Source organism: Streptomyces sp. NPDC039430 (genome assembly GCF_055639435.1).
In genome coordinates, this window is sequence record NZ_JBVKAK010000003.1 from 53,403 (window position 1) to 79,467 (window position 26,065).

At 71.3% G+C, this 26,065-nt stretch carries 24 protein-coding genes and 1 riboswitch; of the genes, 12 read left to right on the forward strand and 12 right to left on the reverse strand.

What is annotated here, in order from left to right; translation table 11 throughout:
* Window positions 1-46 precede the first annotated feature (46 nt).
* Both ACZ7LS_RS09475 and ACZ7LS_RS09480 read right to left on the reverse strand, forming a co-directional pair.
* Window positions 47-706, reverse strand: a complete 660-nt coding sequence (locus ACZ7LS_RS09475; RefSeq protein WP_385341560.1) for a response regulator — start codon at window positions 704-706, stop codon at window positions 47-49.
* A gap of 17 nt (window positions 707-723) precedes the next feature.
* On the reverse strand, window positions 724-1,935 hold the full coding sequence (locus ACZ7LS_RS09480) for a sensor histidine kinase (protein WP_385136866.1): 1,212 nt from the start codon (window positions 1,933-1,935) through the stop codon (window positions 724-726).
* 247 nt (window positions 1,936-2,182) lie between these two features.
* Between ACZ7LS_RS09480 and ACZ7LS_RS09485 the strand changes: the two genes are divergently transcribed.
* The 5 genes from ACZ7LS_RS09485 to ACZ7LS_RS09505 all read left to right on the forward strand — a co-directional run bounded on the left by ACZ7LS_RS09485 (window position 2,183) and on the right by ACZ7LS_RS09505 (window position 7,838).
* Window positions 2,183-3,868 carry a hypothetical protein gene (locus tag ACZ7LS_RS09485; protein ID WP_385136868.1) on the forward strand — a complete coding sequence of 562 codons (1,686 nt, stop codon included), beginning with the start codon at window positions 2,183-2,185 and terminating at the stop codon, window positions 3,866-3,868.
* Window positions 3,865-4,305 (forward strand): hypothetical protein, encoded by a 441-nt coding sequence (locus ACZ7LS_RS09490; protein ID WP_382666017.1) that lies wholly within the window; start codon window positions 3,865-3,867, stop codon window positions 4,303-4,305. Before ACZ7LS_RS09485 ends, ACZ7LS_RS09490 begins: the two co-directional genes overlap by 4 nt.
* 61 nt (window positions 4,306-4,366) lie before the next feature.
* On the forward strand, window positions 4,367-5,521 hold the full coding sequence (locus ACZ7LS_RS09495) for a hypothetical protein (protein ID WP_385136870.1): 1,155 nt from the start codon (window positions 4,367-4,369) through the stop codon (window positions 5,519-5,521).
* A 3-nt stretch (window positions 5,522-5,524) separates the two neighbouring features.
* The gene (locus tag ACZ7LS_RS09500; RefSeq protein ID WP_385136872.1) at window positions 5,525-6,142 is read left to right on the forward strand and encodes a hypothetical protein; all 618 of its coding nucleotides are present in this window, start codon (window positions 5,525-5,527) and stop codon (window positions 6,140-6,142) included.
* A gap of 736 nt (window positions 6,143-6,878) precedes the next feature.
* Window positions 6,879-7,033: riboswitch (cyclic di-AMP (ydaO/yuaA leader) on the forward strand.
* Window positions 7,034-7,037: 4 nt separating this feature from the next.
* Window positions 7,038-7,838 (forward strand): transglycosylase SLT domain-containing protein, encoded by an 801-nt coding sequence (locus ACZ7LS_RS09505; protein ID WP_382871745.1) that lies wholly within the window; start codon window positions 7,038-7,040, stop codon window positions 7,836-7,838.
* Between the two features lie 37 nt (window positions 7,839-7,875).
* On the opposite strand, the gene ACZ7LS_RS09510 is transcribed toward ACZ7LS_RS09505, so the two are convergent.
* Complete coding sequence (locus ACZ7LS_RS09510; protein WP_385134381.1) at window positions 7,876-9,255, reverse strand: amino acid permease; 1,380 nt, start codon at window positions 9,253-9,255, stop codon at window positions 7,876-7,878.
* A gap of 321 nt (window positions 9,256-9,576) precedes the next feature.
* On the reverse strand, window positions 9,577-10,377 hold the full coding sequence (locus ACZ7LS_RS09515; protein WP_382666012.1) for an SAM-dependent methyltransferase: 801 nt from the start codon (window positions 10,375-10,377) through the stop codon (window positions 9,577-9,579).
* A gap of 229 nt (window positions 10,378-10,606) precedes the next feature.
* Here ACZ7LS_RS09515 and ACZ7LS_RS09520 point away from each other — a divergent pair, with 229 nt between their 5' ends.
* On the forward strand, window positions 10,607-11,281 hold the full coding sequence (locus tag ACZ7LS_RS09520) for a hypothetical protein (protein WP_385134368.1): 675 nt from the start codon (window positions 10,607-10,609) through the stop codon (window positions 11,279-11,281).
* Between the two features lie 129 nt (window positions 11,282-11,410).
* Here the strand turns inward: ACZ7LS_RS09520 and ACZ7LS_RS09525 are convergent, their stop codons facing one another.
* Window positions 11,411-12,046, reverse strand: coding sequence for a ScbR family autoregulator-binding transcription factor (locus ACZ7LS_RS09525; RefSeq protein WP_382526244.1), 636 nt, complete (start codon window positions 12,044-12,046; stop codon window positions 11,411-11,413).
* A gap of 197 nt (window positions 12,047-12,243) precedes the next feature.
* On the opposite strand from ACZ7LS_RS09525, the gene ACZ7LS_RS09530 reads away from it, so the two are divergent.
* The 4 genes from ACZ7LS_RS09530 (at window position 12,244) to ACZ7LS_RS09545 (ending at window position 15,934) form a co-directional block, all read left to right on the forward strand.
* Window positions 12,244-13,164, forward strand: coding sequence for a ScbA/BarX family gamma-butyrolactone biosynthesis protein (locus ACZ7LS_RS09530; protein ID WP_382526247.1), 921 nt, complete (start codon window positions 12,244-12,246; stop codon window positions 13,162-13,164).
* A gap of 227 nt (window positions 13,165-13,391) precedes the next feature.
* Window positions 13,392-14,084 carry an HAD family hydrolase gene (locus tag ACZ7LS_RS09535; protein ID WP_382526250.1) on the forward strand — a complete coding sequence of 231 codons (693 nt, stop codon included), beginning with the start codon at window positions 13,392-13,394 and terminating at the stop codon, window positions 14,082-14,084.
* Between the two features lie 137 nt (window positions 14,085-14,221).
* On the forward strand, window positions 14,222-14,662 hold the full coding sequence (locus tag ACZ7LS_RS09540; protein WP_382526253.1) for a hypothetical protein: 441 nt from the start codon (window positions 14,222-14,224) through the stop codon (window positions 14,660-14,662).
* A 135-nt stretch (window positions 14,663-14,797) separates the two neighbouring features.
* Window positions 14,798-15,934, forward strand: a complete 1,137-nt coding sequence (locus ACZ7LS_RS09545; RefSeq protein WP_382666005.1) for a DUF5954 family protein — start codon at window positions 14,798-14,800, stop codon at window positions 15,932-15,934.
* Between the two features lie 38 nt (window positions 15,935-15,972).
* On the opposite strand, the gene ACZ7LS_RS09550 is transcribed toward ACZ7LS_RS09545, so the two are convergent.
* From ACZ7LS_RS09550 to ACZ7LS_RS09580, 7 genes are all read right to left on the reverse strand, one after another.
* Window positions 15,973-16,854, reverse strand: a complete 882-nt coding sequence (locus ACZ7LS_RS09550) for an endo alpha-1,4 polygalactosaminidase (RefSeq protein ID WP_382871732.1) — start codon at window positions 16,852-16,854, stop codon at window positions 15,973-15,975.
* A gap of 169 nt (window positions 16,855-17,023) precedes the next feature.
* On the reverse strand, window positions 17,024-17,737 hold the full coding sequence (locus ACZ7LS_RS09555; RefSeq protein WP_385134362.1) for a ferritin-like domain-containing protein: 714 nt from the start codon (window positions 17,735-17,737) through the stop codon (window positions 17,024-17,026).
* Complete coding sequence (locus tag ACZ7LS_RS09560; protein WP_382666001.1) at window positions 17,734-18,345, reverse strand: ferritin-like domain-containing protein; 612 nt, start codon at window positions 18,343-18,345, stop codon at window positions 17,734-17,736. The genes ACZ7LS_RS09555 and ACZ7LS_RS09560 overlap by 4 nt, the downstream gene beginning before the upstream one ends.
* A 208-nt stretch (window positions 18,346-18,553) precedes the next feature.
* Window positions 18,554-19,495, reverse strand: a complete 942-nt coding sequence (locus ACZ7LS_RS09565; protein WP_382526268.1) for a carbohydrate ABC transporter permease — start codon at window positions 19,493-19,495, stop codon at window positions 18,554-18,556.
* Window positions 19,492-20,580, reverse strand: a complete 1,089-nt coding sequence (locus ACZ7LS_RS09570) for a carbohydrate ABC transporter permease (RefSeq protein WP_382526271.1) — start codon at window positions 20,578-20,580, stop codon at window positions 19,492-19,494. Before ACZ7LS_RS09570 ends, ACZ7LS_RS09565 begins: the two co-directional genes overlap by 4 nt.
* Window positions 20,581-20,660: 80 nt before the next feature.
* The gene (locus ACZ7LS_RS09575) at window positions 20,661-21,908 is read right to left on the reverse strand and encodes a sugar ABC transporter substrate-binding protein (RefSeq protein WP_385134358.1); all 1,248 of its coding nucleotides are present in this window, start codon (window positions 21,906-21,908) and stop codon (window positions 20,661-20,663) included.
* Window positions 21,909-22,014: 106 nt separating this feature from the next.
* A complete protein-coding gene (locus ACZ7LS_RS09580) occupies window positions 22,015-23,061 on the reverse strand; it encodes a LacI family DNA-binding transcriptional regulator (protein ID WP_382526277.1) in 1,047 nt (348 codons plus the stop codon).
* 155 nt (window positions 23,062-23,216) lie between these two features.
* On the opposite strand from ACZ7LS_RS09580, the gene ACZ7LS_RS09585 reads away from it, so the two are divergent.
* Window positions 23,217-25,310: an amylo-alpha-1,6-glucosidase gene (locus ACZ7LS_RS09585; protein WP_385134355.1), complete on the forward strand. Its 2,094-nt coding sequence runs from the start codon at window positions 23,217-23,219 to the stop codon at window positions 25,308-25,310.
* A gap of 344 nt (window positions 25,311-25,654) precedes the next feature.
* Window positions 25,655-26,059: a cell division protein SepF gene (locus tag ACZ7LS_RS09590; protein ID WP_382526283.1), complete on the forward strand. Its 405-nt coding sequence runs from the start codon at window positions 25,655-25,657 to the stop codon at window positions 26,057-26,059.
* Window positions 26,060-26,065: the final 6 nt, after the last annotated feature.

Below are 26,065 nucleotides of genomic sequence, written 5' to 3' on the forward strand. Positions count from 1 at the left end.
GGCCGAAGCCCCCGCCCGCCGGCCGAAGACACCGGCCGACGGCCCGTCAGCCCGGACGTCGGGCGAGGCCGTGGAGATGGGCGTAGACCACCGCGTGGACGCGGTCGCGCAGACCGAGCTTGGTGAGGATCCGGGAGACATGGGTCTTGACCGTTTCATCGCCGATGCCCAGCCGGGCGGCGATCTCTGCGTTGCTGTGCGCGGCGGCCAGCTGGAGCAGCACCTCGTACTCACGGGCGGTGAGCTGGTCGAGTTCTGGCGGGGCCGGGGGCGGCGCGATGCTGCCGGTGAAACGGCCGATCAGGCGCCGGGTCACCGACGGGTCGATGAGAGCGTCCCCCCGGGCCGCGACGCGTACCGCCGCGATGAGCTCTTCCGGCGGCAGGCTCTTGAGGAGGAAGCCGCTGGCTCCGGCCCGCAGGGCCTGGTAGACGTACGCGTCGTCGTCGTAGGTGGTCAGAACGATCACTTTGGTGGTGTTGTCCGGGCGGGCCAGGATGCTTTCGGTGGCCCGCAGCCCGTCCAGGCGCGGCATCCGGATGTCGAGGATGGCCACGTCGGGGCGGAGCCTGATGACCTCGCTCACCGCCGTGCCGCCGTCGGCGACCTCCGCGACACACTCAAGATCGGGCTGCGTCTCCAGGACGGCGCGCAGCCCGGAACGGAACATGGCGTGGTCGTCCGAGAGCAGGATGCGCACCTTCATGGCCGGGTCCCGGGGGCTCATGAGCGGTCCAGGGGGAAGGCCACCGCGGTGGTCCAGGCGGTGCCGTCGGGCGTCGGGCCGTAGGTGGCCGACCCGTTGAACAGAGCGGCCCGGCCGCGTATCCCGGCCAGTCCGCGCTGCGCGGAGTCGGGCGGGCGGCGCGGCCGGAGGGGGCGGGGGAGGGGGTTGGCGGCGGTCACGGTGAGCGAGGTGTCCGTGTAGGCCAGCTCCATCTCCACCCGGCTGCCGTCCCCGTGCCGCAGGGCATTGGTGAGCAGCTCCTGCACGATCCGGTATACGGCGATGTCCAGGGACTCCGGGAGTACGGGAGGGGTGCCGCGCGTGGTGAGACGCGCCGTCAGCCCCGCGGCGTCCACGGCGCGCAGGAGCTCGTCGATGTTGTCCAGACCGGGCTGGCGCGCACCCCGGGCGTGGTTGCCGTGCAGGAAGTCCAGGAGCCGCCGCAGATCGAGCATGGCGGCGCGGCTTGACTTCTCGACGGCGGTCAGCGAGCCGGCGAGCGCCGTGGTGTCGGGGGAGGCGGTGAGCCCCAGGCGGGCGGCGCCCGCGTGCACACCGATCGCGCTGACATGGTGGGCGATCACATCGTGCAGATCGCGGGCGATGGCGCTGCGCTCCTCCGCGATCGCCTCGGTCAGCGCCTGCCTGGCGTGGTTCCGCTCGCGCTCCGAACGCTGCTCCAGCTCGGCGATATACGCCCGGCGTGTGGTGGTGTAGCGGCCCACCAGCCAGGGCAGCAGGGCGTTCTGCATCGCCTGGATGAGGAGCAGATGGATCTGGGCGAGCCCCGCGCCGGCGATCAGATTCGACGCGACGATTCCGGTTGCCAGACCGGCCAGCGATACGGCGGCCGGGCGCAGTGTCAGCCAGGCGCCCGCGCGGTACGCCGAGATGAGGAGGCCCGCGTCGTTGAGATCGGGCAGGGGCCGGCCGTCGGGGAGGAAGGCCGCGCAGGTCACCAGCAGGGCCGCCTGGGCGAGCGCCACCACCCCCGACCTCCGGGCCGAGGTGGCCAGCGCCGCGTCCACGAGCACGATCGCCGCCAGGACGAGCCACTTCCAGAGGCCGGGGTAGGAGTGGAAGCCCTCGAACCGGAACGACAGGGAGTCCACCACCACGCAGACCACGGCGACCAGCAGGGACTGACGGGTCAGGGGTCCGCTGATGTCGCGGGCGCCCGCGAGCAGCGCGCCGCCCAGACCGCGCACCCTCCTCCGCGCGGGCCGCGGCGCCGTATCGCGCCGAAGGTTCCTCATACGCCGTCTCGATTCCGTGTCGCGCCGGGCAGCCTGCCGCCTGTGCCGTCCGTACCGCGTGGCTGCCCGTACCGCGTGGTGGTGCCGCCTGCCCCGATGATGCCGGGCCGTGCGTACCGGCGGGTCCCCCGCACGGGGGACCCGGGGTCCCCTGTCTCCGTGACGACGGCGTCCGGCGGGGTTCCTAATCTCTGCCGGGATGAACGACAACGTACTCAAACGCCGCCCGTGCGCGCTGGTGGCCGTGCTGCTGTGCGCCGTGGGTCTGCTGTTCGCGGCGAGTCCCCCCGCCGGGGCGGACGGCGGATCGGGCGGCGGGGACCTTCAGGTCGCCCAGACGCTCGGCGACCGCGAGCTGACGGTCACGCTGCGCCGCGTCACCGGTGTCCCCGGACCGCTCCATGTGGATGTGCTCACCCACACGGGCACGCCCGCAGGACGGCTCCGGCTCGCGGCCGCCCCGACAGGCGTCTCCACGAACGCCTCGGCGGCGGCCACCTCCGGCACCGCCACCAGCACGGCCTCCGTCACCCTGGGCGCCACCCCGGGCTCGTACTCCGCCGTTCTGCGTGTCGACGGAGCCGGGCCGTGGGAGCTGTCGGTCGACGACGGCCGGCGTACGGCGAGGATCCCCTTCGTCGTCCCCGCGCAGACCGCCTCCCCGCCCGAACTCACCGTGTACGCGGGCTTCGTCACGGCGGGGGTCCTCATCCTGATCACGCTCGTCGTCGCGGTCCGTGCCCGCCGGGGCTGGTGGGTGACGGTGCCCGCGGGCGGGGCGGTCGCCGCGCTCGCCACGGCGGTCACCGGAGCGCTGCTCTCCGCCTCCCTGCCCCTGCCGCCCGAGCAGGGGCAGCAGGTGGATCCCACCATCGACGGCGTCGCCCGCCCCTACTCCGTCGTCAGACCGCTGACGGGCGACTACTCACGTCCACCGGCCTCCTTCGTCCTGCGGCCCGTGACCGCCGGCGCCGGGGACGCCGCGGACCTGCGCTTCTCCCTGTACGACGGCTCCACCGGCCTGCCCGCGGACGATCTCGTCGTCCACGACGGGGCGCTGGTGCATCTGCTGGTGATCGGGCCGTCCGGTGAGCTCCGGCATCTGCACCCCATCAGGACGGGACCCGGTGCCTTCGAGGTACGGCTGCGGCTGCCCATGGCAGGTCACTACGCGGTGTCCGCCGAGTTCGCCCGGCGGGGAGGGGGCGTACAGCAGATTCGCTCCGCCACCGGGTTCGAGGCGGAGAAGCCCCCGGGCCCCGCGCCGGGCGGCGCCGTACGGGCCACCTCCCCCGGCGCCACACCCGCCCCGGAGCCGCCGTCGGGTCCCGGCACCACGCGGACCGTCGGGGGCGTACCGGTACGGCTCACCGCGCCGTCACTGACCGCGGGCAGGCCCAGTGTGCTGACCGCCCGCTTCGGGGACACGGCGACCTTGCAGCCCTGGCTCGGCATGGTCGGGCACATGATCGTCGTCGGACCGCTGTCCCGGGCGGACGCGACCCGCACCACCGGACTGGGAGAAGCGGCCCACGGCGCCGAGGTCTGGGCCCATGCCCACTCCATGGGCGGCATGTCTCCTGAATCGGAGCATTCCGAACATGCGGCACACTCCGGGCATGACATGGCGGGCATGAGCGGCACGCGCCCGGACCGGACGCCGGGAGGTTCCTCGGATACGCGATCGATGAGCGGCCTCATGCCTCTCAACGGCGACAGCCCGGCCGACGAGACCGTCGCCGCCTACGGCCCGGACGCCACGTTCGTCCACACCTTCCCGGCCCCCGGCCACTACCGCGTCTGGATCCAGGCGGAGCGGGACAACACCATCCTGACCGTCCCCTATCTGCTCCAGGTCGCCTCACCCTCAGGGGGCACGCCATGACCGGACCTCTCGCGCCGCCGGTCCGCCGGGGGCTGCTCGGCGCGGCCGCCCTGGCCGCCGTCGTGGCGTCCGTACTGGCGATCGGGTCGATCCTGCCGGGCCGCGCCACCGATACGACCCTGACCGGCGGCACCGCCCGGGAGGTGGTGACCCTCACCGTCTCCCCTCCCCGTACCGGTACAGCCACCGTCGACGTCCGCCTGACGCCTCGTCGGAACACCGCGGCCACCGGCCCGGCGACGGTCGTCACGGCGCAGGCCGTCCTGCCCACCGCGGGACACGCGACCCCCGCGGCCACCGCGACCCCGGACGGGAGAGGCGGCTACCGCGTCTCCGGCGTCCATCTGATGATGCCCGGCCGCTGGGAACTCCTGATCGGCATCGAAGGCGACGGACGCCGGGAGCGCCTGGTCTTCCCCCTCACCGTCACCGGCTGAGCGGCCCCGTTACCCCCGTACGCGACCGACGACCCACCCCCCCCACCGGAAAGAAGCCGCGATGAACCCCCTCTCCGCAACCGTTCCCCACGACCTGGCCCGGCCACGCCGCGCGGGCCTCGTCCGGACGTACGGGCAGCCGGGCGTCCTCGGCGCCTACCTCGTACTGGCCGGCACGCTGGTGTCACTGATCGGCATCAGCTGGGACGTCCAATGGCACGTCGACATCGGCCCGGACACCTTCTTCACCCTCTCCCATCTCCTGCTGTACTCCGGCAGCGCTGTCGCCGGTCTCACCAGCCTGGTCATGGTGGTGCGGGCCACCGCCGCGCAGCGCGCGGGACGGCCGGCCGAGCGAGCCGTCGGCGGCAGCCCCGTCCGGGTGTTCGGCGGGACCTTCACGGCGCCCCTGGGCTATCTGGTCGCCGGGACGGGCGGTGCGCTCTTCCTGCTCTACGGGCTGCTGGATCTGTGGTGGCACTCGCTGTACGGATTCGACGCCGTACTCGACTCACCACCGCACGTCGGGCTGTTCATCTCGGTCTCGCTCACGATGGTCGGCAGCGTCATCGTCTTCGCCGCGGCCCGCGCGGAACGCTGGGGCCGGGTCGGACTGATCGTCAGCATCCCTGTCCTGATGACGTTCAGCCCCATCACCACCAACGCCTTCGCCGCCCTGCCCCTGCCCTTCGAACCGGTCGTCGCGGGCACCGTCTTCTTCGCCGTCCTCCTGGTCATCATGGGAGGGCTCACCCTCGGCAGGGGAGCCGTCCTCGCCATCAGCGGCACCCTCGCCGCCATCCAGGGCTTCCTGTGGTGGTTCTCCCCGTGGGCCTCCCACGTCTACGCCGCCTCGCAGGGCCTGCCGCTGCGCGACAACCTCGGCGACAAGGCCCCGGAACTGCCCGCGAGCATCCCCATGTTCATGCTCCTGGCGGCGGCGGTCATCGAAACACTGCTGTGGCTGGGCTCGACGCGTGGCTGGTCGAATCGGTGGCTGCCCCAGCTCCTGGGCGCGTCCGGCGGACTGGTGATCAGCGTCTCGGTGCTCCTCCAGAAGTCCCTGCTCGGTGATTCCGGCACTCCCGACGCCGCCGGTCTGCTGACCGCCGCCGTCGTGGGCCTGGCCTTCGGCGCCCTCGCCGGCTTCCTCGGCGCGCGCTTCGCCGTCATCCTGCGCGCCAATACCCCGACCTCCAGCCCGGAAGGCAACTGATCCGTGCACAGCCCTCTCACCGGCCCCGCCCCGGCGCCGTCCTCACGCACCACCGCTCGCCGGCCCCCGGCCCGCCGCGTACGCTCCCTGGTCCTCGCGCTGTCCGCGGTGGCGGCCCTGCTCTTCGCGTCGGCCGCGCCTGCCGCCGCCTACGAGCCGGTCGGGATCGTGCACACGGAACGCGTACAGGCGGGCCCGTACAGCCTGACCGTCGGGTTCTCCACCTGGCCGCTGCGTGCCATGCAGTCGCTGGACTTCACCTTCGCCCCCGAAGGGGGGATAGCGGGCAAATCCGGCACGCTCACCCGTGACGCCACCGGCCTCGACTCCGATGACCGCGTCACGCCGCTGGCACGCCACCCCCGCAAACTCGATGTCTGGGGTCTGGACATCAAGTCCTTCCCCGACCCGGGCGACGTGGCGCTCACCTTCGCCATCGACGGCCCCGAGGGTCATGGCACGGGGACCCTCAAGCACCTGACCGTCCTCGACCAGCCGGGCCCGCCCCTGTCGCTGAGCTGGAGCGTCTGCGCCCTGCCCGTCCTCGGGCTGATCGCCTTCCTGGTCATCGCCTGGCGGCGCAACGAACCGGCGCGCCGGCTCGCCGAGTTGGGCATATAGCGCCGGACGCGCGCGCGGTGCGCGCAGGCGGCCGAAGGGGGAGCGTGGGACCGGCCACGCTCCCCCTTCGGCCGCGAACTGCCTTTTGCTGAAGGGTGGTCGCCGATTTCGATCCACTCTTCGGTGAAAGGCTGCCACGGAACTGACGCGTGGCACGACCGTGTTCGGAAACGACAGAAGGTCAGAAACGCGCACGGCTCCGCCAATTCAATGGCGTTGAGCGGTGCAATTGCCGTGAGAAGCGGCTCGCCCGGGATCCGCCGGGGTCCGCCGGGGTCCGCGAGGGGCCGTCCCCGGCGGCTTCCGAATTACGTGATCAAGCGCGATTCGGCGCCCGGTGGGACGCCCGAATTTCCAGTCATGGGTGGGACTGTCGAGGCCGGACCGACCAGGCCGGATCGCTCCTTTATGGGCGATTTATCTCCGTTCTCCCCGAAGTCCATTTATGTAGCGTTCATGTGACTTTCCACTCCCTTGGAACCCCCGTGAGCTGGACATTTCCGTCATGGGCGTGATGTGTGTCACGTAAGTGCCGGGTTGCGAGCGCCGCCTCCTCGTTCATTTCGTCCACGGAGAAGGCGAGTTGAGAGCCCCGGTATCGGGTGGGTAACGAGATCTTTCCGGGTTGGAATCGTGAATTGGATTCCGTTGTGAATTCAGGGCTTGTTTCGTCCGGGCGTCCTCGCTTACGTTCTCGTCACTCCGGATGGAACGCCGAATCCTGCCGCCGTCCGGAAACCCACACCCACCCACGTACGGCAGGAGCGGGGGACCCAGGTAAGTCGCCGATCCGTACTACGGGCCGGCTTGGGGTGAAGCCGCATTCACAGTGCGGCCGGGCATCTCCAGCTCGAACCCGACAGCTCACCTCGCAGGCGGAGGAGAGGAATTCGTCATGGCCTCAAAGGCTAAGCACCGTCGTCCCAAGAACAACCCCGTCGCCAGAGGCCTCGTCACCGCGGGCACGGGCGGTGCCGTACTCGCCTTCCCCCTGCTGGCCGCGACCACCGCGGAAGCGGCCCCGGCGCACACCGCCGCCACCGCCGACGCCAAGGTGTCCATGGCTCCGGCCGCCGCCGTTCAGACGGACGTCCCGGCGACCTACTCCGTGGTCTGGGGGGACTCGCTGTCCAGGATCGCGGACACGTACTCGATCAGCGGCGGCTGGCAGAAGCTCTATGAGGACAACCGTGACGTCATCGGCGGCAACCCGTCGCTGATCCACCCCGGTCTCACGCTGACGCTCGCGGCGGACTCCGCGTCGGAGGCCCCTGCCGACTCCACCGCCGACTCAACGGCCGACGAGAGCGCCACCACCGACGCGAGCGCCGCAGCCGATACGGGCGCCGCCACCCAGACGGCCGCGACGACGTACACCGACGACCTGGACGGCTGGATCCGGGAGTCGCTGGACGTCATGGCGCAGCACGGCATCCCCGGCTCCTACGACGGCATCTACCGCAACATCATGCGCGAGTCCTCGGGCAACCCGTCCGCCATCAACAACTGGGACTCGAACGCCGCCGCCGGCACCCCGTCCAAGGGCCTCCTGCAGGTCATCGACCCGACGTTCCAGGCCTACCACGTGCCCGGTACGTCGACGGACAGCTACGACCCGGTCGCCAACATCACCGCCGCGAGCAACTACGCGGCCGACCGCTACGGCTCGATCGACAACGTGAACGGCCCCTACTGACAGGCCCTCACGCCCGTCGCGGCAGGCCGGACAGCCCTCAGGGCCTGTCCGGCCTGCCGGCGTTCGCGCGTGTCCCCGTCCCGTGTCCCGTGTCCCCGCCGCTCCCCGGCCAGGCGCGCCGCGCGCGCAGCTCCCGTACCCCAGCCGCCGCCAGCACCAGCGCCGCCGCGCCCAGGGACCACAGCAGCTGCGGGCGCGCCGCGTCATTCGTCAGCATCAGACCGAAGACGACCGCCATCGCGGCGAGCGTGGCCCATGTCAGCCCCGGGAAGAGCCACATCCTCAGCACCAGCCGCTCCGGTGCCTCCCGCTCGATACGGCGCCGCAGCCGCAGCTGCGACACGGCGATCAAGGCCCAGACGAAGAGGAGCACCGCGCCGACCGCGTTGAGCATGTACAGGAAGACCGAGTCGGGCCAGCGGAGATTGAGCAGCACCGACACGAAGCCGAACGCCACGGACGCGAGGACCGCCCGCCGGGGCACACCGCCGCCGCTCACCGTCAGCAGGGACCGCGGCGCCTCGCCCCGTTCGGCCAGCGAGAAGACCATCCGGGACGATCCGTAGAGGTTGGCGTTGAGCGCCGACAGCAGGGCCACGAACACCACGATGTTCATGATCTGCGCGGCGGACGGGATGCCGATGGCGTCGAGGACGGTGACATACGGACTCAGCCCGGCCCGCTGCGCCGTCCAGGGCAGCACCGTCACGATGACCAGCATCGAACCGACGTAGAAGAACAGGATCCGGAACACCGCGCTGCGCACCGCCCGGGACACCGAGCGCACCGGGTCGTCGGACTCCGCCGCCGCGATCGTGACCACCTCCAGGCCGCCGAAGGCGAAGACGACGGCGAGCACACCGGAGATGACGCCCTGCCAGCCGCCGGGCAGGAAGCCGTCCTGTCCCGCGAGGTGGGTGAAGCCGACGGGGTCGGTGTCGGGCAGCAGGCCGAAGACCGCCAGCAGTCCGAGCACCAGGAACGCGACGATCGCGAACACCTTCAGGGCGGCGAACCAGAACTCGAACTCGCCGAAGTTCTTCACGGCGGCGAGGTTCGTGCCGGTGAAGAACACCATGAAGACCAGCACCCACGCCCACTGCGGCACCGAGGGCAGCCAGCCGTTCGCGATCCGCGCCGCGCCCGTCGCCTCCACCGCGAGGACGACGACCAGCAGGAACCAGTACAGCCAGCCCGCGCTGAACCCCGCCCACCGGCCGAGCGCCCGCTCGGCGTACACGGAGAACGAGCCCGACGACGGCATCGCGGCCGACATCTCGCCCAGCATCCGCATCACACACATCGCGAGCGCGCCCGCGATCAGATACGAGACGACGATCCCGGGCCCGGCCATCGCGATCCCGGCCCCCGAGCCGACGAAGAGCCCGGCGCCGATGACCCCGCCGAGGCCGAGCATGGTCAGATGGCGCTGCTTGAGCCCGCCGGCGAGCGGTGTCCGAGCGGCCGCCGCGGCCGTGGCCGTGGCTGTGCCCGTATCCGAATCCGTAGCCGTCCGGTCCGGGTCGGTACGGGCCGAGGTGTCGGGCGGGGTCTGGTCGTGCATGAGCGGTCAGGCTGCCTTCGGGGTGTGGGGGGATCTGCGGCACCACGCAGTGTCCCCGGACCACGCCCTCCCGGGCAAAACGAGCCGATCCCGACGCGACGACGGAGCGACGCGACGACGCGACGACGCGACGACGGAGCCATGGACCGATGGAGCGATGGACCGACGGGCAGGTCAGCGTACGCGGGCGACTCCGGCGTAGATGCCGCTGTCGTACCCGCCGCTCTCCTCTTCCGTCGGCGCGGCCGTGCCCTTGTACCAGTGAGGAGCCGTGACCAGTCCCGGCTCCGCGAGGTCCATGCCCTCGAAGAACCGCGCCACCCCCGCGCGGGTACGGAAGCCCAGCGTGATGCCGCCCCGCTTGTACTGCGCGACCACCTGTTCCACCAGCTCCGGATAGAGATCGGACGCGGCGTGCGAGAGCACCAGATAGCTGCCGCTGGGCAGGGCCTCCACCAGCGTGCCGACGATGTCGTACGGCTTCTCGTCCTCCGGGATGAAGTGCATGAGGGCGATGAGGGAGAGCGCGATCGGGCGGCTGAAATCCAGGAACCCCTGGGCGTGCTCCAGGATCGCCCGCGGCTCGCGGACATCCGCCTGGATGTAGTCGGTGGCGCCTTCCGGCGCACTGACCAGCAGGGCCTCGGCGTGCCGCAGGACGATGGGATCGTTGTCGGTGTAGACGACCCGCGCCTTCGGATTGATCTCCTGGACGATCTGGTGCAGGTTCGGCTTGGTCGGGATACCGGTGCCGATGTCGAGGAACTGGTCGATCCCGCTGAGCGCCAGCCAGGCGGTCGCGCGGCGCATGAAGGCACGGTTCTGCCGCGCGGCGGCCCTCGCCTCGGCGGGCAGCTGTGCCCCCACCGCCTGGTCGGTGGCGTAGTTGTCCTTGCCACCGAGGAGGAAGTCGTAGACACGGGCGGGATGGGGCTTGCTCGTGTCGATCTGCGGCTTGGGCAGCTGGGCCGTCATTGAACGCTCCCATGGCGTGGAGGCGGGGAAAGGAACCGGTGAAGGGGCTCGCGGCGCCGGGGTATCCGTTTCGAGCGATCCAGGTGGGCGCGAGCGGTAACAGAGTATGTGATGGGGGGAGTTGCTGTTCGAGCGAGGCGCGTATGTACGAGCGGCCAGATGCCGCGTACGGGCGGCCGGACGCGAGCCGGGCTGGGCTCGCACAGGATTCTCGTCCATACTTCCGGACGTGGAGCAGCGCATAGACTCGAATATCTGGCCCGAGCGTGCCGTGGGGAAAGACCCGGCGTACGTTCCCGGCCTCATGGTCCCCCGCCCCGCCGGGACAGCGGAGACGGACTCGGAGCAGGCGGAGACCGAGGCGAGCGCGCCCGAAGGCGCCGCCCCCTCGGACGCCCTCGCGGAGGCCGTTCCCGATGAGCCCGCCCTCGACGCGGACGGTGCCACTGGCACGGCCGAAGCGGCGAAGGAGGCCTCCGAGGAGGGGAACGCCCCCTCACAGGACGCCTCCTCCGACGGCGATGCCTCCGACGGCGCTTCCTCCGGCGACGGCCCCGCCAAGGACGCACCCGCCAAGGACGCACCCGCCAAGGACGCACCCGCCGAGGACGCACCCGCCGAGGACGGCCCCGTCTTCGAGGCCGCCGACCGCCGCGGCTCGATCACCGCGAACCGTGAGGGCGTCCGGTTCCGGCTGGACGACCAGGAGGCCGACTTCTGGTGGGACGAGATCGGCGCGGTCGAGATCAAGACCCCGCGGTTCGGGCGCCGGTTCACGGTCACGGTGCACGTGTCGGAGCGCCGCTGGTTCGACGCGGAGGTCGAGGCCGACACCAGGAACCGGCTCAAGCAGTGGACGGAAGAGCTCGACGCCGTCCTGGACGCCTACTTCGAGGAGAACTGAGCGCCCGGGAGAACTGGGCGCCCCGAGGAGAACTGGGCGTCCGAAGGGAACCGCGCGCCCGAGGGGAGCCGGGCGGCGTCCCAACTCGACGGGCAGGGGCCCTGGTTGAGAACACGCGCGGCCGGGCGCTCAGCCGCTCTTGGTGAGTACGCGGTCCCCGAACCGCGCCCGGCGCTCGTCCGCCGTTCCTTCCGCGCGCTCCCGCTCGCGTACCCGTGCGAGCAGCAGCGCCGGGTCGGGGTCCGTCTGAAGCGCGGTCAGGAGCAGCCGCCAGAGATCCGACAGCCCCTCCTCGATCTGCCGCCGTCCCTCCAGGGCGTCGGAGACCGTATGCAGCCCGAAGAAGGCGCAGACCAGTCCATGCGCGGCCACTTCGGGACAGACGCCCTTGGCGAGCGCTCCCTCGGCGCGGGCCTCTTCGAGCAGCGCGGTGACCGTCTCCAGCCAGCCGACGAACGGCCGGGGCAACGTGACGTCGATGGCGGCGCGTTCCGCCCACAGCCGGGAACCGGCGCGGATGACGACATCGTCGCGAAAAGCTCTGGCCACATCGAAACTCAGGGCGACCAGCCTTTCCAGCGCGGGGCGGTCGGCGGCCTTGTAACGGCCGATCAGCTCGGGCCAGGTGGCGAAATGCTCCTCCACAATGGCCAGGGCCAGATTCTCCTTGCTGGCGTAGTGGAAGTAGATCGCCCCGCTGGTGCGGCCTGACCGCGCGCTGATATCGCTGATGCTGGTACCGGCATAGCCGCGCTCATCGAACAAATGTGCCGCGGCCTCCAGGAGAAACCTGCGCGTCGCTTTCGCCCGAACCTGCTCCGCCCGAACCTGCACGTGTACCCCGGATTCCCGTTCCGATAAATGACAGCACGCAATGTAGCGGCTTTTCGTGCGGGGCGTGACGGCGTGTGGCGGGGGCGGGCTGGGGTGCGCGTACCCGAGAATTGCGATGTTCTTATCGCATGAATACATCGGTTGGTGACATCGTCGGGGAAGTCCGGCCGCTGTCCTGGTCGCGCACCGTCGACCGCGAGATGGTGCATCGCGTCTCCGTGGCGGAGGTGCTCCTCACCGACGTACGTCAGACCGAAAGCGGCGATTTCGAAGCCGCCGCCTGCTGGCCCCGCTCCCATCCGACGTTTCCGCGCGACGGCGCCGATCTGCACAGCCCGTTGATGATCGTCGAGACACTGCGTCAGCTCGGGATCTACATTCCGCTGCGGTATTTCGGGGTCTCACCCGCCGCGAGTCTGATCATCACCGATCTGTTCTTCGACCTCGACCCCGTGTCCGAGCCGCGGGCGGTCTCCGGCGCCACCCGCGTCACCTGCCGGGTGCGGGTCGCCCATGTGCGCCGCGCGCCGGACGGGTCCGCGACCGGGCTGCGTCTCCAGGTCTCCTATCTGGCCGACGGGGCGCTCTTCGCGCTGGCCGGCGGCGGTGCGCGGTTCCTCGAACCCGAGCAGTACAACACCGTGCGGGCGGGCCGCGCGGGGGCCGCCGCTCCGTCCGCCGGGCGCGTGGACGCCCCGGCCCGCCCGGATGCCCGGCGGCTGGGGGTGACCGGTGCGCACGATGTCGTGATCGGGGCCGAGGGCGCCACCCTGCTGGTGGACCCCGCGGATATGCGGCATCCCTTCTTCTTCGACCACGCGTCGGATCATGTTCCGGGCATGGTCGTGCTGGAGGCGGCCCGGCAGGCGGCGGCCTTCGAAAGCGGCGGAAGGCTGCTGCGGCCTACCGCCGGTCGGCTGAAAACGGCGCGCTTCATCGAATACAGCCCGGCCGCCCGCGTTCTGTGCGTGCCGCACCACGCGACCTGCGTCTTCCGCTTTCTCCAGGACGGCGAACAGAAGGCCTTTGGCGTCCTCCGCTACCAATAAACAGATTTAGACACTAAATGCAATCGCTTGACTGCCGAGAGTAGTCCTCTCTAGCGTAGCGATCGTTATGTTCCTGGCGGTCGCCGGAACTGGCCTTCTCCATAAGGCCGCGCCCGCCAGGGATCGCACCCGTCCGACAACGGGTGACCAACACGCCCGCGGTGTTTCGCACCGTTGCGGCGGCCAGCGCTGCCGCTTTTAGGGCACTCCTGAACGGAAGCACGCGGATGACAGCTCAACGCATCCTTTCCTGGACTCCCTCAGCCATCGTCTTCGACTGCGACGGCACTCTCATGGACACCGAATGCCACTGGCAGGACGCGCGCATTCTGGCGTTGCGCGAGTACGGATTCACCCCCGCTCCCGGTTTCGCGGAGCGGGCCAAAGGGCTCCACTACAGCGAATGCGGGCGCCTGATGGCGGACGAGGCAGGCCGCCCGGACCTCGGCGAGGAGATGACCCACCGGCTGCTCGCGCACTTCGGCGCCCGGGTCGCCGACAACCCCATGACCATGCCCGGCGCACGCCAACTCGTGGAAATGGCGGCGCAGTTCGCGCCGCTCGCCGTCGCCAGCAACTGCCCGCGGGAGGTCGTGGAGTCCTGCCTCGACACCGCGGGCCTGCTCGACCTCTTCGGGCACATCGTGGTGCCCGAGGACGAGATGCGGCCCAAGCCGCATCCGGACGTCTATCTCACCGCGGCCAGGCTCTGCGGCGCCGACCCGGCCGACACCCTGGCCATCGAGGACTCCCACTGTGGTATCCAGGCCGCGGACCAGGCCGGGATGCGCATCATGGGCGTGGGCCCCTGGCCCGACGCGCGGACCGTCGCGCTGGTGGACCTCTGGGTCCGCTCGCTGGACGAGCCGGAGGTCTCCGGCTGGGCCTCCGGGCGCGTACCGCCGCAGTACTCGCGCTGACCGCCGGACCCGTCGGTCGCCGTGCGGTCCGGCGGGGCAGGGCCGAACAGGAAGTCGCCCTCCCCGGAAATCGGCCTACCATGAGTGCCAGAGGACATATCCGTCCAGAAGCTGCCGCACAGGGAGATGGCCATCGGATGGATGAGGATCGTGCCGGCCGTCTCGTGTCGTCGCTGCGGGCCCGGGGTGTGATGGCCCATCTGGCGCACCTGGGGGTCTACCAGTGCGGGGTGCAGATCGTGCTCGCCGAGGGCGGCGAGGCGATCTGGGACATCGACGGGGTGCTCGGGCTGCGGGCCGAGGTGGTGGAGGACGGTGTCCTCGTCGGTTTCGTCCCGCATGTACGGGGCTCCGAGACCTTCACCGAGGAGCAGCTCGTGGCGACGATCGCCGCGACCCGCTACGACAAGGAGGGCCTGCGCCCTCCGGTGGACTCGGGCACGGCACCGGACGGCGACGTCGGCGCGGACACCGGCGGCACACGACCGTACGGCGGCCGGTTCTCCGGCCCCGCGCTGCCGCGGTGGGCCGCCCGCCGCGGACTCAGACTCCCCTGGCGCCTTCGCCGGCCGAGATGACCCGTACGCGGGTTCGTCTCCCCACCCGCCCGGATGGGCGTACGCATGTACGGGTACGGCACCGTGTCACGCGGTCGGTGGTTCTTTCCATGGAATCGCCCCGTGCGCCCCGGCCGTGCGGGCATGCTCGTGGGCATGGCTGAGCTTGGTGAGAACGTGCCCGCGTACCGGACGATCCGGGTGTCAGGACCGGAGGGGCCGGTCGAGGCGGTGGCCGATGTGGAGGCATGGCGGGCGCGGGAGAGCTATCCGGACATCCTCTCGGCGGGCGGGCCGCTCTTCGGAGTGGTGCGCGAACGTGAGGCGGGCGGCTGGGAGCTGGTCTCGTCGTTCTCGGGGCTGGCCCCGCAGGACGGCCGCGACACCATGGGCTCGCAGTTCCGCAGACGCGCCGAGGAGTGCGAGAAGTCCGGTGACCGTGCCGGTTACGAGGAGTGCATGCGGGCCGCCGAGCGGATGGAGTGGGAGACGCTCGACGAGCTGACCGTCCTCGGTGTCCGTTACCGGGTCGCCCGCGCGGAGTGCTACGTACGCTCCGGACCCGACGGACCGGAGCCGCCGCGCCCGACCGATCCCGACCCCATGGAGTCCGGAGAGTCGCACAAGGCCCCGGATCCCACCGCCGGGTTCGTCTTCGACCCCGTCATCGCCACCGGTATGTCCGAGGGCATCCTCAAGGTCGAACTGCTCTCGCTGGTACGCAAGTCGGGCACCGTACCCGACGAGATCCGCGACGATTCCCGGATCGCGGCGCGGACGCACCCCGGAGGGGTCCTCCTTCCGGCGACCTTCATGACGGCGGAGAAGGAGTCCGGGCGCTGGCGGCCCGACTCCACCGGGACGTGCACCACACCGCAGGGCGCGCGGGACACCCTCGCCGTCGCGCTGCGCGTCATGATCCCGTGGCAGCTCGACCTCGAACCGGACCGTCGCGCACCGTACGTGGCCGCGGCCGACCGGCTCGACGCGGAGCGCGGCAACGAAGTGGAGGTGGAGGGACGGCGGTTCAGGGTGGTACGGATCGAACGCCTGGTCCGCATCGGGCCGGACGGCCCCGAGGGCCCGCGCCCCTCCGACCCCGACCCGCAGCCTCCCGTGATGGTGCAGCACCAGCGGGCCCTCGCGGAGGGGCTGATCTCCGAGGACGACGACCAGGACGCCCCCATCGAACTCGACGAGGACACGCGACGGCTGGCGGCACTCTTCAACGAGGAGGAGGCGCGCCGCCAGGAACTGCTGGCCCGGCGACGGGAGCGGGGGCGCGACGCCTGACGGGGCAAGGGGGCGTGGTGTCCCGGGCAAGGCGCCCGTCAGCAGCGGGCGTTGACATGGCCGGGCTCTCCGGCCGGTACGACGTCCCGGTCCCGCAGCACGACCGACAGCCGGTCGCCCCACTCCCGGCACGCGACGGTGAGGTCCGCCCGCCGGTACTCGATCACCAGCACCCTGTCGTCGTAGGCGTCCGCGTACACGTCGCACTCCTCGTACCGCGCGCACTCCTCGGCGACCGCGAAGTCGAAGCCGATCCCGTCCCGGACCCCGGTCATCTCCGCCGCGTTCTTCTGGCCGATCGCCAGCCCCGCCCGGTGGGCGCGCCCGGCCAGCAGCCGCGCGAAGGCGGCGGCCTGCGCCCGGTCGAGCAGGCCGTCCGAGCGCAGGTACGAGTCCAGGTTGTCGGCCTCGACGGCGTCGAATCCCCGGTCGGCGCAGCCGTCGATCCAGCCGCCGACGATGCCGGCCAGCCGGTCGCGGCGGTCGTCGGTGGAGATGTCCAGCAGCGGTTCCTGCCAGTCCTCGTCGACGACGATCGCGCCGTCCGCGTCGCGTAGCAGCAGGTCGGGATGGTTCTTCCGCCACCACGCCACGGCGTCCGGCTGGGTCTGGTACGCGTTGACGTAGCAGACGTTGTAGACGCCGGGGTCCGGATCCGGGGCCGCCGTACGGTCCCTGATGACCGTACGAACCCCCTCGGGCGGGTCGTACGCGCCGCCGAGCTGGTAGTCGAAGGGGTCGTGCGCCCGGGGCGGGCGTACCGGGTGACCGGTGGTGGCGGATGCCTCGGTTTTCCGGGGAGCGGCGCCGGAGCCGTCCGCCGAGTCGGAGGCGGCGCATCCGGAGAGCGCCAGTGCCAGTGCCAGTGCCGGCGCGAGCAGCGGAGCCAGGGACAGACGGGCGGCGGGGGCGAACGGCAAGGCGGTGTCTCGATTCCGGAGCGGTACGACGGGCCTGAGGGCTGTCCCGTCATCCCCGGCGGGCGCCGGGAACGGCGGGACAGCCCTCAGCGAGTCTCGCACCGGAGCAGGGGCACGCCCGCCGCCGGGGCACGCGCACCCACCGACAGGACCTGAGCCCCGGCCCGGCTCACACCGTCAGCAGACTCGTTCTGGCCGCCCGGTCGACGGGCAGGAACGCGTCCGGCACCGGGTACTGCCCCAGGATGAAGCGCAGGATCGAGGCGTGCATCGCCTCGACGGGCGCGATCGCGGCCGCGGTGTCGATCTCCGAGGTGCGGTGCACGCTGTAGGTGGCCATCAGATAGGTCTGCGCGGCCTGTTCCTCCAGCTGCAACGCGAGCGTGGCCGCGTCGGCCGCGCTGGTGGCCCCGGCCAGCGTGGCGGTGATCTCCTTCTGGTCGGAGAGCGGCACATCCGTGAGGGCGGGCTTGCCGGCGCGGGTCAGTACGGCGTTCCACGCCCTGGCGTGGTCGGTGTGCTGCGCCTTCGCCCGGGTGAGGAAGCTCGTCAGCGCGTGCGGTACGGTCCCGAGCCTGCCCGCCCTGACCGCGTCGAGCGCCGACGTGTAGACGCCCACGGCCTGGTTCTCCAGCGCGACCGCCAGCGCGGCCGTCCGCAGGTCGCCGGGGTAGGTGACCCGGTGCGCGACCACGCTGGCCTGGTCGACGGGCGACCGCGAGGACACGTCCTTCTCGCCGGAGCAGGCCGCCAGCAGGAGTGTGGCCCCCGCGCCTCCCGCGCCCAGCAGGAACCCGCGGCGGCCGGGGCCGCGCGCCCCGGTCTCACCGGCGGGACCGGCGGGGGGCGGTTCCCGGCGGGCCCCTTCGGGCGCGGCGTTCACCGCACGGCCCCTTCGGAGTCAGGCGAGGCGTTGCCGGTCGGGTAGAAGGTGTGCGGGAATCCGGCCGTCCCGACGGCGGCGGGCAGCGCGGCGGCGTCCGTCGGAATCCCGATCAGATCGCTGTCGCCGGAGCCGAGCAGTGACTGAAAGACCAGCAGCGTGGCGCGGTGCTGGGCCTCGACCGGGGCGACGGAGGCGAAGAGCCGGCGAAGTCGCGCCGTACCGGCCCCGCTCACGTTCTTCGTGTACGTCTGCGCGGCCACGTCCTCCAGCGTGAGGGCGAGCGCGACCACGTCCTCGGGGGTCCTGGCGGCCGGCAGCTCCCGCTCGACGACGGCCGCGTACTTCGGGTCGGTCCCGGTCTGCGGCTGCCCGCCCGCCTGGACGGCGGCCGTGTTGAACGCCTTGGCGTGTTCCTCGTGGTGCTGGGTGGTGGTGGCGATGAACTCCTGGAGCGTCGCGTCGCCGTCCTTGACGAACGGCAGCGCGGCGGCGGTCCGGTAGACGCTCACCGCGAGGTTCTCCAGCGACGCCGCCGTCTGCAGCGCCATGATGTCGTCCCGCGCCGCGGGTTCCAGCGGCCGGGTGTCGATGTGCTCCGCGCCCATCACGCCCCCTCTTTCCTCGGCGCCCGCACCACCGCGGGTACGCGCTCTGTCACCGACACATTCGCGACGCGGGCGCCGCCGAATTGTGGGACATCGCCGACAGTCCGGGGTTGTTTCACCTCTTCGGCGCAGTACGCGACCGCCCCGTCGCCCTACCCGGCGACGGGGCGGTGCCGGAGCCCGGCTCCGGCCGTGTTCCCGCGTACCGCTACTCCTTGACCGCGCCCGAATTGGCGCCGTTGACGAAGTAGCGCTGGAAGCAGAAGAACAGCGCGGCCACCGGCAGGGTGGAGAGCAGCGCCGCCGCCAGCTTCAGCGGATACTGCGTGCCCCCGCCGAGACCGCCCGAGACGAAGCGGGCCAGACCCGTGGTGAGCGTCTCGTACTGGCCGGACTGGGTGGCGACCAGGAAGTGCGTGAACTCGTTCCACGATCCCTGGAACGACAGGATCGTCAGCGTGATCAGCGCGGGCCTGGCCATCGGCAGGACGACGGACCAGAAGATCCGGAACACCCCCGCACCGTCGACCCGCGCGGCCTCCTCGACCTCGCGCGGCACCGATTCGAAGAACTGCTTCATGATGAAGATGCCCGCCGCGTCCACCAGCAGCGGCAGGATCATGCCGGTGTACGTGTCGAAGATCCCGAAGGTGTTGAGCACCAGGAACTTCGGGATGAGCAGAGCCACTCCGGGCACCGCCATCACGGCGAGCACGAAGCCGAACAGCACCGAGCGGCCCCGGAAGCGCAGCCGCGCCAGCGCGTACCCGGCCATCGAGTCGAACAGCACCCGGCCCGCGGTCACGATCACCGCGACCAGCGCCGAGTTGGAGAGCCAGCGCAGGAACGGCACACCGTCCGCCGACTCGCTCAGCCCGAACAGCCGCTGATAGGCCGCCGTCGTCGGAGTGGCCGGCAGCAGGGAGAGCGGATGCGCCGCCGCGTCCGGGTCCGTCTTGAAACCGGTCACCAACTGGAGCAGGAACGGCAGCAGATAGAGCAGCGCCACCCCCACCACCAGGGCGTACCCCAGCACCCGCAGCGGGACCGGGAACCGTCCCAGCACCGGCGGGCGGGCCGGGTCGCGGGCGGCGCGCCGGAGCCGGGCCCGCTCGACCCGGTCGCGTACGGCCGTACCACCGGCGCTCATCGCTTCCTCCCCTTACGTGCGCCGCGCTCCCGCAGGGCCCAGCGCTGGAACGCGGTCAGACAGAGGATCAGGGCGAGCAGCACGAACGCGATCGCCGAGCCCTGCCCGAAGTCCGCGTTGTCGAAGCCCGCGGAGTACGACAGGAACGCGGGTGTGAGCGTCGTGTTGCCCGGGGCGCCCTGGCCCATCACATACACCTGGTCGAAGACCTGCCAGGTGGAGATCAGCCCCAGGGTGAGCACCAGGAACAGCACGGGACGCAGCGCGGGAAGCGTCACGTACCGCAGCAGCTGACGGCGGTTGACCCCTTCCAGGGCGGCCGACTCCTCCAGCTCCCGGGGGATGTCCTGGAGCGCCGCGAGGAAGATCAGCATGAAGGTGCCCGAGGTCGTCCAGACGGCCAGCAGGATGATCGTGCACATCGCGATCGAGGGGCCGGACAGCCACTCGAACCACGAGAGCCCCATGAAGGAGTGGTCCGCCAGCATCCCGGCGGGCCGTTCGGGATCGACGATCCCGAGGCCGCCCAGGATCAGGGAGAGCACCCCGCGCGGGTCCGCGAACCAGTTCGGTCCCTTCACCCCGATCCACGACAGCAGGGAGTTGACGGCCCCGCTGCCCTGGAAGAGGAAGAGGAAGACCGTGGAGACGGCGATGGAGCTGGTGACCGACGGGAAGAAGAAGGTCGTACGCAGCGCGCCGCGCGCCCGCAGCAGCTTCTGGTTGACGATCAGGGCCAGGCCCAGCGCCAGCCCGGTCTGCAGGGGCACGGTCAGCAGGACGTAATAGGCGTTGTTGCGCAGGGCGGTCGCGAAGAGGGTGCGGTCGAGACCGTCCTGCGTGAACAGCGTCCGGTAGTTGTCCAGGCCCACGAAGTCGGCCTCACCGCTGAACGGGTTGGACTGCCCGTCCCAGTTCAGCAGGCTCACCCACAGCGCCATGAGGATGGGCAGGACCAGGAAGAGCCCGAGGACCAGCACCATGGGGCTGACGAACAGCCAGCCCCAGGTGCCTTCCCGGCGCTGGTCCCCGCGACGGCCCGCGCGCGGGGCGCGGGCACGGGCCGTCGCGGTCGTACCGGTCACGCCGGGCGTGTCAGGTTCGCCCGGCGTGCCGGTCGATCGGTGTGCGCGGTCCGCGCGCACAGTACGGAGGGGCATGGGGCTCAGTTGCCCTTCGCGATCGCCTGTTCGCCGTTGCGCTGGAGGTCGGCGAGGATCTTCTTCGGGTCGGCGGTGCGCAGCGACTGGAGGTCGGTGTTGAACTGGCTCAGCACCTTGTCGAAGCCGGCGATCGTGACCGGGCCCTGCGCGTACGCGCTGCCGTCCACCCATGCCTTGGCCTGCGGCGTCTTCTCGGCGTACGTGGTGAGCGCGCTCGTCCGCGACGGCATGACACCGAACGCGTCGGCGAAGGCGAGCTGCTGGTCGGCCGAGCTCAGGTGCTTGACGAGGTCGACGCTCGCGGCCTGGTGGGTGCTGTCGGCGGCGATGCCCCAGCAGGTGCTGAAGGCGAGCGTGCCCTCGCCCTTCGGACCCGCGGGCAGCGGGGCGACGGCGTACTTCACGTCCGGGTAGTCGAGCTTCATACCGCCGTCGAGCCAGTTGCCCTCGATGGTCATCGCGGCCTTGCCCTTGCCGAGCGCCTCGCCGCCCCAGCTGGTGTCCACCTGCTTGGCGAACTTCATCGAGCCCGACTTCAGCATCGACTGGACGAAGGCGAGACCCTCGGCGTTCTCCGGGGCGTCGGCCGTCATCTTCTTCTGGTCCGCGTCGGTGAGCCAGCCGCCGGCCTGCTTCATGAAGACCCCGAGGCGCTGGTACTCGTCGCTGGTCACCAGGCCGGTGACGCCATTGGCGGTGAGCTTGTCCGCGACGCTCCGAAGCTCCTTCCAGGTCTTCGGGTAGTCCTTCTCCGTCAGCCCGGCCTTCTTCCACAGGTCGGAGTTGATGGCGAGACCGAGGGTGGAGGTGTCCTTGGGCAGACAGACCTGCTTGCCCTCGTACGAGAAGGACGAGAGCAGCTGCTGGGAGAAGTCGGAGGCGTCCGATATCTGGTCGCCGTACGCGTAGAGCGAGCCGCCCTTGGCGTAGTTCGCGAACTGGTCGGAGTTGACGTAGAAGACGTCCGGCGGCTTGTGCCCGGCGAAGGCCTGCGCCAGCTGCTGGTTCATGTCCTTGGCGACCTCGACGGTCACCGTGTTGCCGGACTTCTTCGCGTACGAGGCGGCCGCGGCCTTCACCGCCTGGGTCTCGGCGTCACCCGAGGTGGCGATCAGGACGGTCAGCTTCTGCTTCTCGGCCTTGTCCTGTGCCTGGTCCTTGCCACTGTCGAAGTTGGACGAGCAGCCGGTGGCGGCCAGGAGCGCCGCGCAGGTGACGAGTGCGGCGGCGGCGGCCGTGCGGGTGACCATGAATTCCTCCAGAAGAGATGGAACGTGCGGCTCAGTAGCCCGGGAAGGGCGTGCTGTGCGGGGATGGGCCCGGGAGCGTTCTTCGCCCCGGGCGGTGGCGGCGCGGTCAGCTTCCCGGGGCGGGCGTGCTGTCGCGGACGACAAGGGACGGTTCGAGCAGGACACGCTCGGGCGGGGCACCGGGCTCCGCGATCCGGGCGAGCAGCAGACGTACGCACTCGTGGCCCGCGGCTTCCAGCGGCTGGGCGACGGTGGACAGACCGGGGGAGAGCAGGGCCGCGGTGGGGGAGTCGTCGAAGCCGATGACGGCGACGTCCTTGCCCGGCGCGGCGTTCCGTTCGCGCAGCGCCTGGTAGCAGCCCATCGCGAGCATGTCACTGGCGGCGATCACGGCCGTCGCACCCGAGTCGAGCAGCGGTGCCACGGCGGCCCGCGCCGAGGAGGTGTCGTCGAGGCTCTGCGCGCGCCGGCCCCGTACCGGCAGACCGTGCCGGCGCATGGCGCGCTGCCAGCCCTCGGCCCGGTCGTCACCGACTCCGGAGCCGCGTGGCCAGCCGAGGAACGCGATCCTGCGATGCCCCAGGGCCACCAGATGTTCGACCGCGGCGTCCGTGCCCGAGGCGCCGTCGACATCCGCCCAGTCGCCTATCTGCCGGCCCGACCACATCCGTCCGAAGCCCACGAACGGTATGCCGCGCTTGGCCAGCCAGGTCTGACGGGGGTCGCCGCGGTCGGTGCCGCTGAGCACGAACCCGTCGACGCTGTGCAGATCGATCAGCTCCTCGTGCCCGTCCAGACTGGCGTTGCCGGGCGGCGAGGCGAACAGCAGGATCCGGTAGCCCGCCTCGTCGGCGGCCTGGGAGAGCGCGTGCAGGAAGCGGTCCATCACCGGTGCCGAGTTCCCCGGCGCGGGACGTATGCCGTAGCCGATGAGCTTGCTGGAGCGGGTACGCAGCGTCTGCGCCGCGCGGTGCGGGCGGTACCCCATCTCGTCGATGGTGCGCTGGACCCGCTCCAGCGTCTCGGAGCGCAAGAGTTCGGGCGAATTCAGGGCATTTGACACCGTCTGCGGCGAGACCCCGGCGCGCCGCGCGACCATGGCCAGGGTCACTGGACCGGCCTTGGGCGAGGGCGCGTTGGGGGAGCGGGGCATGACGGTCTCCGGAACGGTTTGTGCGAAACGACGAGTTGATTGGAGCGTTCAAATGCCATTGTCAACGAGCTGAAGTCGTCGTTAGGGTTCTTGGAACGCTCCAATGACTGAGAGGTTCTGCTCTGTTGTCCACCACTGTCAAGACCCACGACACTATGAACTCCGTCGCAGCGGCTGTCCCCTCGGCCGAGGGCCTCCAGCCGTTCCTGCACGACGCCTGTGTGACGCTGTACGCGCCCAGCTTCGTGATCTCCCACGCGGACGGGCAGATCGGCGGCGGCGCCGAAGGCTTCTACCACGGCGACAGCAGAGCGCTGGCCCGGCTGACGGTCGAGGCCGACGGGATCGCGATCGCGCCGGTGCGCGGAGCCTTCGACGGTGCGGACCGGGCGGCCTTCCGCGGAGTACTGCGCGGCCTCGGCGAGGAGACCCCGGACCCGGCGGTCACCCTGCACCGCAGGCGGCGCGTCACCCCCGGGCGGCTGGAGGAGACCCTCGAAGTCTCCAACGCGGGAGGGCAGAACGTCCGCCTCCGGCTGATCGTCACCGCCGCCACCGACCTCGCCGCGATGGAGCGCGTCAAGACCGGGCACGCGCAGAACCCGGTTCCCGCGACCGGCAGCGCCGACGGACTCGACTGGTCCAAGGAGGCGTTCGCCGTACGCCTCGCCTCCACCCCGGCGCCCACCGCCGTCGACCCGGCGTCCGGACGGCTGGAGTACGACATCGAGCTGGCGCCCGGCGCGGCCTGGACGGCCGTTCTGCGGTGTGACGCTGCTCACGAGGACGGCGACCAGTTCCCCGCCCCCGCGGCGGACAGCGTCCCCTGGCGCACCCCGGTGCTGCGCAGCGCCGACCGGCGCTTCGACCACTGGCTCAGCCAGTCGGCCGCCGACCTCGACCGGCTGCGCCTCACCGACCCGGAGGCGCCTGCCGACCAGTTCCTGGCCGCCGGCGCCCCCTGGTTCCTCACGCTCTTCGGCCGCGACTCCCTGTGGGCGGCCCGGATGCTGCTGCCGCTGGGCACCGGACTCGCCGCCGGTACGCTGCGTACGCTCGCGCGCCGCCAGGGCGTCAGGACGGACCAGGACACGGAGGAGCAGCCCGGCAAGATCCTGCACGAAGTGCGCCGCGGGAGCCAGGAGTTCGACGAGGGCTTCTCGCTGCCGCCGTCCTACTACGGGACAGTGGACGCCACCCCGCTGTGGATCACGCTGCTGCACGACTCCTGGCGCTGGGGACTCGCCCCCGAGCAGGTCGAACAGCTGCTGCCGCACGCCGAGGCCGCCCTCGCCTGGATGCGTGACCACGGCGACGCCGACGGCGACGGCTTCCTGAAGTACATCGACCACACCGGACGCGGTCTGGCCAACCAGGGCTGGAAGGACTCCGGCGACTCCATCCGGCACCGCGACGGACGCCTCGCCACCTCTCCGATCGCGCTGTGCGAGGTCCAGGCGTACGCCTACGAGGCGGCCCGCGGCGGCGCCGCGCTGCTGCGCGCCTTCGGCCGGCCCGGCGCCGACCAGTGGGAGGAGTGGGCCGAGCGGCTGTCCGACCGGTTCCGCAGCCACTTCTGGGTGGAGGACGAGCGCGGTGCCTACCCGGCCGTCGCCCTCGACCGGGACAAGCGGCCGGTGGACTCGGTCACCTCGGGCTTCGGTCATCTGCTGGGCACGGGCCTGCTCAACCACGAGGAGAGCGCCCTGCTGGCCGCCCGGCTCAGCGCGCCCGACCTCGACTCGGGCCATGGGCTGCGCACCCTGAGCAGCGACTCCGTGGGCTTCAACCCGTACGGCTACCACATCGGTTCCATCTGGCCGCACGACACCGCGATCGCGGTGCACGGGCTGACCAGGGCCGGGTTCCCGGACGCCGCGGCGGGGCTCGCCGCGGGGCTGCTGACCGCTTCCGCGGGCTTCGACGCGCGGCTGCCCGAGCTGTTCGCCGGTCATGGCTCGGCGACCGACTCGGTGCCCTCGCCCTACCCGGCGTCCTGCCGGCCGCAGGCGTGGGCGGCCGCCTCGTCCGTCATGGTCCTCCAGTCCGCGCTGGGGCTCTCGGCCGATGTCCCCGGCGGCACCCTGACCGTCGCGCCCGCGTTCGCCGAGGCCTACCGGCCGCTGAAGGTCGAGGGTCTCGATGTCGCGGGCGGGCGCCTGGACATCTCGGTGGCGGCCGACGGTACGGCGCACATCGAGGCGCCGGCGGGCCTGGAGGTGAAGAGGGAGTCCGTGACGCCCCGTTGATGCACTGGGTGCGCGGTGTGAGGATGGGACCCCGGTGAGGCGGACTCGCCGTCGTGGGGGCGGGGTCCCGTCGGCGGCTCCGGCGGCGCTCTTTCGGTGTTCCGGCGATACGTGGGCGACGGTTCGAGGGTGCTCGGCGGCGCTCCGGCGGCGGTTCGGGGGTGCTCGGCGGCGTTCCGGCGGTACTTCGGCGGCGGTTTCCGGTCACGGGCGGCGAAGCCGGTCCTTCCGGACCGTGTCGCTGTCGGACCGTGTCGCTGTCCGGCCGTGTCGCTGTTGGGCCGAACGGGTGAGGCGCGGGAGGATGGCCGGATGCAGACACAGTGCACGGGCGGGGTGGTCCGATGAGCCGCTACGGCAGGTACGGCGGATACGACGCCACCGATGAGCAGTGGGAGGGCCTGGCCCAGGTCGTTCCGCTGCGTGGCCGCGACGAATGGCCCTCACGGGTCGATCACCGCACCGTCCCCGAGGACGTCACGGCGGAGAACCGGCGTTTCATCGTGCTGCGGGTGCAGGTGTTCGGGGACGCGCGGGAGGTCGCCGACCATCTGATCGCGCGGATTCCGGTACTGCTGGATCTGACCGGTGCGGAGCCCGATGTGGCCAAACGCATCCTGGACTTCAGCAGCGGAGTCGTCTTCGGGCTCGGCAGCGGGATGCACCGGGTCGACAAGAACGTCTTCCTGCTGGCCCCCGTCGGCACGGAGGTCGAGGGGATCGCGGCGGACGTCGTCCCCCGATCGTAGGAAGGT